Genomic DNA, 11,754 nt, shown 5'->3' on the forward strand with positions numbered 1-11,754 from the left:
CCAAGTTATTCCAACCTCATTCAAGCATACTCTAGACAAATGAAAGCGGCAACAAAATCTGGGTCTATCGTCGCATTCGCATGATGGAAACAATGAAGGGGCTGCCCCTCAAGTCTTTTTGACTTTTGGGACAGCCCCTTCTAAATAATAAGCTAGGCGAGTTGGCGCTTCACCGTCCAGCCCGTTGTCGGCGGCTCGATGACGAATTTGTGCAGCTTGCCATCGGTGTCTTCGATGGCAAGCTTCAGTCCGTCAGCGACGGGGAGGATGTCATGCACTTCACCGCCTGGGACGAGCTCTTGCACGAGCGGCTCCAGGACTGGGATAAGTGCATCCTCGAGCCACATGCGCTCCACATGCCATTGCGGTGCAGGCGTGGGAATGGGATAGCCGCTCGCTGGTGCGCCAAGCGCGGCCGCCAGCTCGAGCGGATCGCCGCCGTTGTCTGGCAGTAGAGCATCAGCTCCAACCACGGCGACAAAACGCAAACAAAGCTCAATCGCATTCAGCACCTCATCATATTCGATGCTGCCATTGGCATAGCGGATTTCGACCGTTCCGATATCGAACCATGCCGCCGTATTGATGCCTGAGCGGTGGGATTGCGGTCGGCCCCTATGGCGGACCGACTCTGCGCAAGGCTCTGCCACATAGCGGTCACGCGTCTCCTTGGTCACGCGCGGACAGTAGATACGCCGATGCTCGCTCATCTGAAGCAGCTGCTCTAGCGCATTCTGATAGAGTAGCGCAGCGTCCAGTAGCGGAAGCACAGCATCCTGCCCCCAGGGCTCAAGACCGACATGCACATGCAGGCCGCAGCTCCAATTGGCGGATGCGCCTTGCGCTTTGAGCCGCTCTAGCATGATGCGGATTTGCTCGCGCTCAGACCATAACATCGGAGGAGGCTTGAGCTCGCTTCCCGACTCCACGCCAGTCATATCAAGCTGGTGTTCATCCAGCGACATGACCCAGCCTGGCAGCAGCGCAAGCTCTTCCGGCTCACCTCCCACGAATTCAATCTCAACTCCAAAACGCAACATTTTCCAATTAACAACAGATGGCCACATGCCAATCACCGTTCCTCTCCATTTTGAAATCTAGCTGGCAAAATGAGAGTAGGCGGGCCTCGGGCACACAGAGCATATCCGGCACATGTTGTGGCTTAACGGGGGATTTTCATTCTCGCCATCGCTGCACGCCTCCCACTAGGTATTTTTAACTACTACATCAATTCGCTAGTTCTATCTGCTATTCCTCTCTCAAAATACGCTCTCATCTAGTTCATCTACCTGCAGGCGTTCATAACATATAGGGAATAGATAGGGAGGTGGTTAAGTATGGCGATTCAGTTTTTGGACATGCGTTTATCGGTTCACTCCAATGAGAGCGGAGGAACGACGGCGTTTTCGAGTACTCCGCTGTTAATCGGCGATATCGGACTGCAAACGGCAGGAGTATCCCCTTTCAATGTTAGCACTGTTCGTGCGCTGCTCACGGGAACAGCATCGGTTGCTAAGGTGTTCTCGCCAACTTCAGAGGAAGAGGTTCCTGATCTCACTGCGCGGATTACGATTACGGTTGAGCGTAATGGAACGGGCACAGCTGGCACGGGGACTGTGATTCTGGAAGAGGTCGTACAGGTTGGCGCCGCACAGACGACGGTTGCACCGCTTAGTGTAAGTGTTGGCGACTTTCCTCCTGCAGCTGCAGTGCAAGCTGGTCAAATCCGGTACACGATGTTCATCAGCGTGGACAATCCACTATCAATTGCTTTTCAATATTTGCTGACTGGCCCTGCCGTATTTAACGGCGTCGCTACAGCCGGCACAACATAATATATGTCTATGGAGGACGCAATCTTACATGTGAAGATCGCGTCTTTTTTGATGCGTGCAGGAAATGCTAGTGAGAAACGTGTGGAAAAGGAGGTGCAGAGTGCAGTCCAGTTACCGAGTTGTGATCGCTTTGTTAGTGGTTTTGCTTAATGGATTCGTGCCCCGAGCGCAGGCCGGGCCTGAGGAAGAGCATTGTCAGAGGCTTGTCCTTACGCTGTTGAACCCAGTTATACAAGCCGAGGTCTATAAGTATTATAGTCAGCTATTAACGGATCCGCCGATGGTCGTCCCTTTTCTCCGTGACACCGAATTAGCGTATACATACGACTCGTCACACATTGATGTGACCATAACAGTCCAGCCTTATGTCGGTCCGCATCTCAGTGTAGGGAAGGATCGAATTGTGCTGACCATCGATAATCTAAGTCATGTGAAGGTCGTGAGCTACGAGCATCTCGCGGACTACGAGCTGCCGTGGAACTGGGAGCATATTCGGAGGTAGCGGGGGAGTGTGTCGTGCAAGGGTAGCAGAAGGAGCTGCAGCAAGAAGGGCACCCAATACCCTACATCGACGCATCTAGCGCAATATTTAAGCAAGAGAGGTACCCAGTACCCTACATTGCTGCAATAAGCGTAAAATTCAGGCAAGAAGGGTACCCAGTACTCTACATCGACGAAACTAGTCTGGATTTCTCGCAAGAGGGGCGCTACAAGATAGGAATGTGCTGCCCTAGCTTCTAGATTCAAAAAAGAGTCGGCCCCCAAACCCGGGCCGACTCTTTTCCCCATTTACGGCAAAGCAACGCCGCGCGATGCGACGTACAGACTGTACCAGTCCTCGCGGGAGAGGCGCAAAGTCGCCGCGTCTTTACAGGCGCGAATACGCTGCGGGTTAATCGTGCCGATGACCGGCTGAATACCTGCCGGATGCGTCATCAGGAATGCGAGCACGATCGACTCCGTCGTCGTGCTATACTTCTCAGCCAGCTCAGCGACGAGCTTCGCCGTCTTCACGACGCTCTCGCTTTGTCCTTCCAGCGAGCCACCGGAATAACGGCCTTGAGCGAGCGGTCCCCACGATTGCAGCTGAATGTTCTCAAGGCGGCAATATTCCATCGTGCCTTCAGGGAACACATTGCTGCGCCATGCTTCCTGATTGACGCTGACTGCCGTGTCGAGGAAGCCGAGCTTGTGCAGACTCATCTCCAGCTGGTTGACGATGAACGGTTCGTCAGTATACGCCGACAGCAGGCGGATTTGGCCTTGGCTCATGTTCGAGACGCCGAAGTGGCGTACTTTGCCGGATGCCTTCAGCTTCTGGATCGCGCTTGCTACATCTTCCGGGTCAACGAGCGGATCCGGGCGGTGCAGCAGCAGGATGTCGAGATATTCGGTGCCAAGACGCTCCAGAATGCCGTCAACACTACGCAGAATATGGTCCTCCGTAAAATCGAACCGGTGCGGCGAGTTGCCGTCACCGAAGCGGATGCCACACTTCGATTGCAGAATGATCTGCTCGCGAAGCTCTGGACGCTCCTTCAGCAGTTGGCTGAACACTCGCTCCGCCTTGCCTGCCGTATAAATATCGGCATGGTCATACATGTTAATGCCGATTTCGAGCGCGGCATCAAGCGCTGCATGCCCTTCCTTATAATGCTCGGTCGTAATCGGGCTGCTTGCATTCCAGTCGCCGCCAAGTCTCATGCAGCCAAGCACTAGCTGGCTTGCCGGAATGCCACGGCGCTGAAGCGGTATCGGTCTTGTCATATGTAATCGTCCTCCAGATCAGTGTAAGATGAAATGCTTTTTGCGAATCAATTCCCGTCCCATTATGCGCCACACGCTTCCAAAATAAAAGTAGTGAAATAATTGATATGTAATGATACAAGGTATATATAGTACGCCAAAGTATAGCGGGATTTGCTCCTTTACCCCTGGTCTCTGCCTCGTGATTTTGTTCTACTCGCACGTAAATTATATCGAATCGACACAAAAACGCATGCTTTAACAGATGCGTTTCTTGTTTTTCCTGTTATAATAAAGGGAGTAAGTTGGATGACGGGTGGCAAAGGAGAATTGCCGTGAACGAGGCGCAATTAGTGATGTTATCGAGGCAAGGCGATGAGACGGCCTTCAATAAGCTGGTCGAGCTGTACAAGGATAAGCTGTCGAGAATGGCTCATACGATTCTCCGCAGTAAGACAGATGTCGAGGATGTCGTACAGGAAACGTTTCTGAAGGTGTATTTGAACCTGAATCGCTTCGATGAGAACAAACGATTCTCAACCTGGATTTTTCATATCGCCAAGAATGTATGCCTTGATTTGCTGCGCCGCCGCAAAACACCGCCGCTGCCGCTAGATCAACCCGTTACCGCTCATTCCGACCAGAACTTGTCACTTCACGATGTCATTCCGCACACCTCGCTATCTCCAGAAGGCGAAGTGATCGAACGCGAGCTGGCCTCGAAGATGACGGAAGTCATTGCGAAGCTGCCGGAGAAGTATAGAACCGTCGTGTATCAGCGTTATGTGCTGGAGATGTCTATGGAAGATATAAGCGAGATGAACAACATTCCTGTCAACACAGTGAAGTCGCGCATTCACCGCGGCAAAGATTTCATGAAGAAGCGCTGGGGCAAGACGTTGCTCATGTATTCGCTGCTGCTGTTCAACTTCTTACTGCTCGTAATCCCTTAATAGATCAAAGTGCCTTAGAAAGTCCCCTCGGACTTCTGGCACTTTTTTTATTTGCGCGAATCTCGCCTAGCCTAACGAAGCCTACAATCGCTATCTTAACGAAATCGCGCAGAATTGATTTAGCTCTTTTGGGCGATCCAAATGGATTCCTTGTTCCTTAGTACCGTGCTGCAAGGTTTCCAGAACGCGATGGAAAGACTGGATGGAGTCCAAATGTTCAAGCAAAGAAACACTGATAATATAGTCAATGCTGCTCTCACCCACTTGAAGCTTGCTTATATCGGATTGAATCAATTCCAGCTTGTCAGCAACGCCGAATTCACGCGCATTAACTTCTAAGTGACGAATAGCGGATTCAAGAAAATCAACACCGACAACCCTGCTGTTCGCACCTTCAAGCCTTTGCGCCAGTGGTATGCTATTCCTTCCGACTCCGCAGCCCAAATCGAGCAATTGAGCATTATTTTTGTTTGACAGCAGCTCAAAGGTATCCATAACGGTTTTGACAGGCTTCTGTAACCAAGTATCTTTGGTAAACAGCTTAACGTTCTCATAGTATTCGTCATGATAAAGCTTTTCTTTCATCCGAATTTCGTCAAGACGACTCAGTGGCATGAGCACGCGCTCCCTTTCAAAGTAATGCGATTCAACGGAGTTAGTCCAGCTTATCTATTTCGACGATAAGTTGACATTGTCCTTGAACGACAGCTTGGCGAAGCTGAGAGTGCATAATAGAGAGTGACCGATTGAGTCGACACTCTCTATGTATTTGGTGCAAACTGCTGTGCACGGACACAGATGAGATTTTTTTATTTCCAACGTAGAAAATGTATAGCCAGCAAGGCTTCCGGGACGGTATAATATCGAGAAATGCGATTGTTTTCGACAACTTTCGCAGTTTGACAAATTCCGATAATTCCGGTAGGATTATTGGTAGATAAGCTTGCACATACACATCAGACAAAAAGAGTAGGGGAGAAACGTAATGAAAAAAGGGTTTTTGCTAGTCGCAGCACTTATTTTATTGTCTTCGTTGTTCGTCGGATGTTCCAAGAATGACAATTCTGCTTCCAATAATGGAGCAAACAAGAATGCAACAGCTAATGCAGGCACGAATGAAGGCGGCAATGCAGCAGCGGACACAACAGCTGACGCGCCTAAGAAGAAGGTTGCACTTGTGCTGCCAGAGAAGATCGGCGTTAATGCGTTCTTCGTACAAATGGATGAAGGCTTCAAGAAAGCTGGTCAAGAATTTAATGTAGACGTGAAAACAATCGAATCGACAGACCCTGCCGCATTCGAACAGAACCTTCGCGCTACAGTTGCTGAGAACTACGATCTAATCATCACAGCTACGTTCCAAGCGGAAGATGCACTGAAGAAAGTTGCTGCCGAGAATCCGGACAAGCCTTTCGCGGTTATCGATACAGTTGTTGATCTGCCTAACGTTCGCAGCGTTGTATTCCGTGAGTATGAAGCTTCGTACTTGCTCGGCGCAGCTGCAGGCCTTACGACTAAGACAAACAAAGTCGGTATGGTCGTTGCCATCGACGCTCCGCTCCTTAAGAAATATACAGTTGGCTTCCAAGAAGGCCTGAAATACACGAATCCAAATGCAGAAATGCTCGTGAACTACGTTGGCGGCTTTACTGACCCAGCGAAAGCGAAAGAGCTTGCATTGCTGCAATTCTCCAAAGGTGCTGACTTCATTGCCGGCGCATCCGCTGTAGGCGACCTTGGCGTGTTCGAAGCGGCGAAAGAGAAAGGCTTCCACACTTCCGGCCAAGACATCGACAACACTGGCGTTGATCCAGAGCACGTTGTACTTGCACAACTGAAAAGTACAGATACTGTCGCTTACGAAACCGTTAAATCGTTCGTGAACGGCGACTTCAAATTTGGCGCAGTTGATTACGGTTTGAAGGAAGACGGCGTTGGTCTTACTTATGTAACGCGCGACAGCAAAACTCCGCTTAACGCGTTCGTTGGTCAAGCGAACATCGATAAGCTGAAAACGATTAAAGATGATATCGTATCGGGTAAACTTGTTGTAAAGAACCCACTAGCTCAATAAAGTGAAGTTGCCGGCTGCGTGCATGATGCAGCCGGTTTCTTTCGATTTATAGATCCGGTAGATTTGGGCCCGATTGTATAGAGATGGAAGGAGTAGAGCAGCCGCATGTTGTTGAATATGGAGAACATATCCAAGTCATATGGTCCTGTAAAGGCGAATACGGACATTAATTTCACGCTTGGCAAAGGCGAAATCCATGCGCTCGTCGGTGAGAACGGCGCTGGTAAGACAACGCTGATGCGTATTCTCTATGGCATGGAGAACCAAGCGAGCGGAACGATTCTCGTAAACGGGAAGCCTCAGTCCTTCGCTACGCCAGCAGATGCGATATCGAGCGGGATCGGCATGGTGCATCAGCATTTCATGCTGTTCCCATCCTTCACGGTGGCAGAGAATATCGTCATCGGACAGGAAACGAAAAAGTGGAACGGATTCGACCGTAAAGCGGCTGCCGCTGCGGTAGAAAAGCTGTCAAAGCTATACGGCATGCCGGTTGATCCGCATCAGAAGGTCGAATCTTGCTCACTCGGTGTCCAACAGCGAGTTGAGATATTGAAGGTGCTGTATCAAGGCGCGGACATCATCATTCTCGATGAGCCGACAGGTGTACTGACACCGCTTGAAGTCAAAGAGCTGCTCGTCTCGATTAAGCGGTTGGCGAGTCAAGGGAAGAGCTTCATTATCATCAGCCATAAGCTGCAAGAAATAATGGAAGTGGCTGACCGTATCACCGTACTGCGCGATGGTCGCGTCACCGGTGTCGTTGATGCGAAGAACACGGACATTGAACAGATTTCTCGGCTGATGGTTGGCCGCGATTTGATGCAGATGGAGCGCAGTGCGCCGAAGCTTGGCGCACCGGTTCTGGAAGTAAGAGGGCTCACCGTGGCAGGCGATCGCGGCAAGCCGCTAGTAGACGGCGCAAGCTTCAAAGTGCATGCCGGTGAGATTGTCGGCGTCGCGGGCATCTCGGGCAACGGTCAATCGGAGCTCATTGGCGCGATTGCAGGTCTGCAAGGGGCTAGCAGCGGACAAGTCATGCTGGTCGGACAGGACGTAACAAGCGCTCCGGTGCGGAAGATACGCGAGCTCGGCTTAGCGCATATTCCTGAAGATCGGTATCAATGGGGGGCGGCGAAGGACGCGACAGTCGTCGAGAACGGCGTCATGGGTCATGCTCGCCAGCAGCAGCGCTCCGGGATCATGCGTGGTCGCAGCATTCGCAAGATGGTCGAAGGCTGGGTGAAGCGCTTCGAGGTGAAGACGGGTTCTCTCGATACGAAAGTACAGTTTCTATCCGGAGGTAACTTGCAGAAGCTGATCGCTGCGCGCGAGCTTGCGCAGGGCACACCGTTTCTTATTGCTGCCGAGCCGACGCGCGGTGTCGATGTCGGCGCGATGGAGATAATTCATGGCGAGCTGCTTAAGCGGCGCGATGAACAAGGAGCGATTCTGCTCGTGTCCTCCGAGCTGACAGAAATTCTGAAGCTGTCCGACCGCATTCTCGTTATGAATGAAGGACGAATCGTTGGAGAATTGGCGGCGGGTGAAGCGACAGAAGAACAAATTAGTTTATTAATGGCAGGAGGCAAGAGGCATTGAACTTCAGCAAACTTAAGAATGGCATGGGCGCGCTCGTTCAGCCTGTAATTGCAATCCTACTTGGCTTAATAATCGGAGCTATTGCGATTGCGATCGTTGGCGGCGACATCACGCAGACGTATACCGAGATGTGGAAAGGCGCCTTCGGCAGCTTCTACTTCTTCACGAATACATTGTCGCGGGCAACACCGATTATTCTGATCGGTCTTGGCACGACACTCGCCTTCCGCGCTGGCTTCTTCAACCTCGGCGCAGAAGGCCAGATGATTCTCGGCGGCTTATGCGCTGCGATTACAGCGCTTTATCTACCCGGCCCTGGTTGGGTGAAAATGATTGCAGCGATTATCTCCGGCATCGTCGCAGGCGGAATCTGGTCTGCATTCGCGGGCTGGATGGATGCGAAGTTCCGTATGAATCTACTCATTACGACACTCCTTCTCAACTATATTGCATCGCTGTTTGCGGGCTACCTGGTTGCGTATCCGCTTAAGGATAATACCGGCTCGGCGGCAATGGCGCAGACGAAGATGATCGAGCACAGCGCTTGGCTGCCGAAGCTGTTCCACGGCATGAGCCTGCACGCAGGTTTCCTGCTTGCTGTGGTAGGAGCTGTGGTGCTCTACTTGTTTATGAAGTTCACAGTCAGCGGCTATGAAGTGCGCATGCTCGGCAGCAATCCGTTGTTTGCCGCTTACGGCGGCGTACAGCGCGGCAAGCTCATGCTTTACAGCATGATTGCAAGCGGTGGATTCGCCGGACTTGCTGGTGCCGTGGAAGTGCTTGGCACGCAGTATCGCTACCTCGACGGCTCGCTGTCGACGCCGGGCTATGCGTGGTCCGGCATTATGGCGACGCTGCTCGCGGGCTCCCATCCGCTAGGTACGGCGGCAGCCGCACTGCTTCTTGCCGCATTGCAAACCGGTGGCATGGGCGTCGAACGGAACACGGAAGTACCGCTGGAGATCGCAAGCGTCATCCAAGCGACGCTTATCCTGTTCGTCTCGGCGAAGATCAGTTATTCCTTCATTAAACGCAAGAAAGCGAGGGCTCAAGATGGATCAATTGCTTGATGTGTCGCTGTTTAATTCAGCGCTGCGGATGGTTACGCCCATCCTGCTTGCTGCGCTTGGCGGCGCCATCTGTTCACGTGCAGGACTGTTCAATGTTGGACTTGAGGGCCTCGTGCTCTTCGGAGCTTTCTTTGGCATCGTAGGTAACTATTTGACAGGCAACGTCTGGCTTGCTGTGCTGTTCGCTGTCGTGTGTGTCATGTTATTTTCGCTCATATTCGGCTATTTAAGCATTCATCTAAAGGCGAACGCCATAATCGTTGGGATATCGCTGAACTTTCTGGCGCTTGGACTCACTTCGTTCTGCTTGCGGGCGATCTTCCACGTGAAAGGCGCATACTACGACAAAGATATGAAAGGCTTACCGCAGCTCGATATTCCGCTTATTAAGGATATTCCGTGGGTCGGCGGCATCCTTTCGGGGCATTCACCGCTTGTATATCTTGCTATCGTGCTCGTATTCGTGTTTCAATATTTCTTGTTTAGAACGGTTAGAGGCTTCCGCCTGCTTGCTGTCGGGGAGAACCCGGTGGCTGCGAAGAGCCTAGGTATCAAAGTGACGCGCATCCAATACGGTGCAGTGCTCATCTCCGGTTTGCTCTGCGGCCTCGCAGGTGCGCAGCTGTCGCTTGGACAAGTGACGATGTTTACGGAGAATATGACGAGCGGCCGCGGTTTTATCGCACTCGTGGCGACGATGCTGGGACAATCGAATCCGTTCGGCGTTGCGGCTTCGAGCATGCTGTTCGGCTTCATGGATGCAATCAGCATCCGGCTGCAAGGCTTCTCGATGCCGACGAAATTCACGGATATGCTGCCCTATGTGATGACGCTTGTCATGATGTACTTCTTCAAGAATAAGAGCTATGTGCAGGAAGCGCGCAAAACGAATGAGAGCTCTAGATAAGACGAGAAGCAGGAGGAATGAGAGTTGCATAATAAAGCGGAACGTTTGAAGAACGCGAGAGTTGTGGAGCTGGATCCAAATTTGGATCCTGAACTGGCACGTCGTTTGCCACCGGGTCAGGCGCTGACCGAGCGGTTCCCCATTCTGCATGAAGGCGAAGTGCCGCAATACGATCTGGATACATGGACATTCCGTGTGTTCGGAGAAGTGGAGAAGGAGCTGACCTTCTCGCTTGAGCAGCTAAAAGCGATGAAGCAGACGGATGTCGTCAGCGACATTCACTGTGTGACGCGCTGGTCGAAGTTTGATACGTTGTGGGAAGGCATCCTGTTCAAAGACTTGCTGCCGCTACTAGGCGTGAAGCCGGAAGCTCGTTATGTGATGGTTCATGCGGATAACGACTATGAAACGAACGTGCCGCTTGAAGACCTTATACGTGACGATGTCATGCTGGCGTTCATGTTCGATGGCAAGCCGCTGACACCGAAGCATGGCTTCCCGGTCCGTCTTGTTGTACCGCATCTGTATTTCTGGAAAAGCGCAAAGTGGGTACGCGGGTTCGAGTTTATGAAGGAAGACCGCCTGGGCTTCTGGGAGCGCAACGGCTTCCATAACGTGGCTGACCCGTTCCGAGAAGAGCGGTTCTCCGGCGAGGATCTAGGCTTGCCGGAAGATTTATGGGTGGATGTGGATTTTGACTAATGACTCTTATGCCGATCTTACAAATTCATACCGAGGACGCCGCTGAGTACGCCATTGTATGCGGCGATCCGAATCGTGCGGCTCTGATTGCAGCTAAGCTCGACAATGCGAGAGAGCTGGCATTCAGCCGCGAGTATCGCACGTTTACTGGCGAAATTAACGGCGTGCGCCTACTTGTAACAAGCCACGGCGTAGGCTCCGCCGGAGCAGCGGTCTGCTTCGAGGAGCTGATCCGCGCAGGCGTGAAGACGCTCATCCGTGTCGGCACAGCTGGCTCCTACTCCGAAGAGCATCCGGCTGGCAGCCTTATCGTCAGCACCGCAGCGGTTCGCGCAGAAGGGTTGACCCGTGGGCTCGTGCCTGACGGCTACCCAGCTGTCGGCGACGGCGATGTTGTGTCTGCGCTCTACGCTTCAGCGCTGGAGCAGGGCGGCATCGTCAAGAAAGGACTGACCGTCTCGCTTGACGTCTTCTTCGCGGGCGTGGAGGAAGTGCCGCATCGGAAGTACAAGCAAGCAGGCGTGCTCGCGGTCGAGATGGAGATCGCCGCGCTCTATGTGGTTGCTTCGCTTCGCGGCGTGCGCGCCGGCGCAATCGTAGCGCTGGACGGCTACGCGGACAGCGATCTCGCGGCTACGTACGATCCGCACACCAACGTTGTCGCGGATGCGGTCGAGCGCGAAATTCAAGCTGCGCTTGGAGCCATCGTGAAACTGGCTCGAGCTGGACAAGCTTAATTTAACTTTTCGAATAAAAAGGTATGCCCTCGGTAAACTGGTCCCTAAGTCAAGGACACTTGAAAAAAGAGAGTTAGGCAACCGACAAAAGATGATTCCTGTACTGCACAGGGGTCATCTTTTTTAAA

At 52.2% G+C, this 11,754-nt stretch carries 12 protein-coding genes; 9 read left to right on the forward strand and 3 right to left on the reverse strand.

Annotated features, from left to right (window positions below):
* Nucleotides 1–152: 152 nt before the first annotated feature.
* Nucleotides 153–1,010 (reverse strand): amidoligase family protein, encoded by an 858-nt coding sequence (locus BMY11_RS20710; RefSeq protein WP_177182741.1) that lies wholly within the window; start codon nucleotides 1,008–1,010, stop codon nucleotides 153–155.
* A gap of 327 nt (nucleotides 1,011–1,337) precedes the next feature.
* Between BMY11_RS20710 and BMY11_RS20715 the strand changes: the two genes are divergently transcribed.
* Complete coding sequence (locus BMY11_RS20715) at nucleotides 1,338–1,835, forward strand: hypothetical protein (RefSeq protein WP_090580610.1); 498 nt, start codon at nucleotides 1,338–1,340, stop codon at nucleotides 1,833–1,835.
* A 100-nt stretch (nucleotides 1,836–1,935) separates the two neighbouring features.
* Nucleotides 1,936–2,337, forward strand: a complete 402-nt coding sequence (locus BMY11_RS20720) for a DUF3888 domain-containing protein (protein ID WP_177182742.1) — start codon at nucleotides 1,936–1,938, stop codon at nucleotides 2,335–2,337.
* Between the two features lie 287 nt (nucleotides 2,338–2,624).
* Here BMY11_RS20720 and BMY11_RS20725 read toward each other — a convergent pair whose 3' ends face one another.
* The gene (locus BMY11_RS20725) at nucleotides 2,625–3,602 is read right to left on the reverse strand and encodes an aldo/keto reductase (protein WP_090580617.1); all 978 of its coding nucleotides are present in this window, start codon (nucleotides 3,600–3,602) and stop codon (nucleotides 2,625–2,627) included.
* 314 nt (nucleotides 3,603–3,916) lie between these two features.
* Here BMY11_RS20725 and BMY11_RS20730 point away from each other — a divergent pair, with 314 nt between their 5' ends.
* A complete protein-coding gene (locus BMY11_RS20730) occupies nucleotides 3,917–4,534 on the forward strand; it encodes a sigma-70 family RNA polymerase sigma factor (RefSeq protein WP_090580620.1) in 618 nt (205 codons plus the stop codon).
* A 90-nt stretch (nucleotides 4,535–4,624) separates the two neighbouring features.
* Here the strand turns inward: BMY11_RS20730 and BMY11_RS20735 are convergent, their stop codons facing one another.
* Nucleotides 4,625–5,203, reverse strand: coding sequence for a class I SAM-dependent methyltransferase (locus BMY11_RS20735; protein ID WP_256217671.1), 579 nt, complete (start codon nucleotides 5,201–5,203; stop codon nucleotides 4,625–4,627).
* A 316-nt stretch (nucleotides 5,204–5,519) separates the two neighbouring features.
* On the opposite strand from BMY11_RS20735, the gene BMY11_RS20740 reads away from it, so the two are divergent.
* The 6 genes from BMY11_RS20740 (at nucleotide 5,520) to BMY11_RS20765 (ending at nucleotide 11,626) form a co-directional block, all read left to right on the forward strand.
* The gene (locus BMY11_RS20740; protein WP_090580625.1) at nucleotides 5,520–6,608 is read left to right on the forward strand and encodes a BMP family lipoprotein; all 1,089 of its coding nucleotides are present in this window, start codon (nucleotides 5,520–5,522) and stop codon (nucleotides 6,606–6,608) included.
* A gap of 105 nt (nucleotides 6,609–6,713) precedes the next feature.
* Nucleotides 6,714–8,210, forward strand: a complete 1,497-nt coding sequence (locus BMY11_RS20745) for an ABC transporter ATP-binding protein (protein WP_090580628.1) — start codon at nucleotides 6,714–6,716, stop codon at nucleotides 8,208–8,210.
* A gap of 23 nt (nucleotides 8,211–8,233) precedes the next feature.
* Entirely contained in the window at nucleotides 8,234–9,280 is a 1,047-nt protein-coding gene (locus BMY11_RS20750) for an ABC transporter permease (protein WP_090580711.1), read from the forward strand.
* Entirely contained in the window at nucleotides 9,264–10,187 is a 924-nt protein-coding gene (locus BMY11_RS20755) for an ABC transporter permease (RefSeq protein WP_090580631.1), read from the forward strand. The genes BMY11_RS20750 and BMY11_RS20755 overlap by 17 nt, the downstream gene beginning before the upstream one ends.
* Nucleotides 10,188–10,211: 24 nt before the next feature.
* Nucleotides 10,212–10,889: a sulfite oxidase-like oxidoreductase gene (locus BMY11_RS20760; RefSeq protein ID WP_090580634.1), complete on the forward strand. Its 678-nt coding sequence runs from the start codon at nucleotides 10,212–10,214 to the stop codon at nucleotides 10,887–10,889.
* Nucleotides 10,889–11,626 (forward strand): nucleoside phosphorylase, encoded by a 738-nt coding sequence (locus tag BMY11_RS20765; protein WP_090580637.1) that lies wholly within the window; start codon nucleotides 10,889–10,891, stop codon nucleotides 11,624–11,626. The genes BMY11_RS20760 and BMY11_RS20765 overlap by 1 nt, the downstream gene beginning before the upstream one ends.
* The last annotated feature ends 128 nt before the right edge of the window (nucleotides 11,627–11,754 follow it).

Origin of the sequence: Paenibacillus sp. OV219 (assembly GCF_900110075.1) — a bacterium.
Lineage (GTDB): Bacteria > Bacillota > Bacilli > Paenibacillales > Paenibacillaceae > Paenibacillus_Z.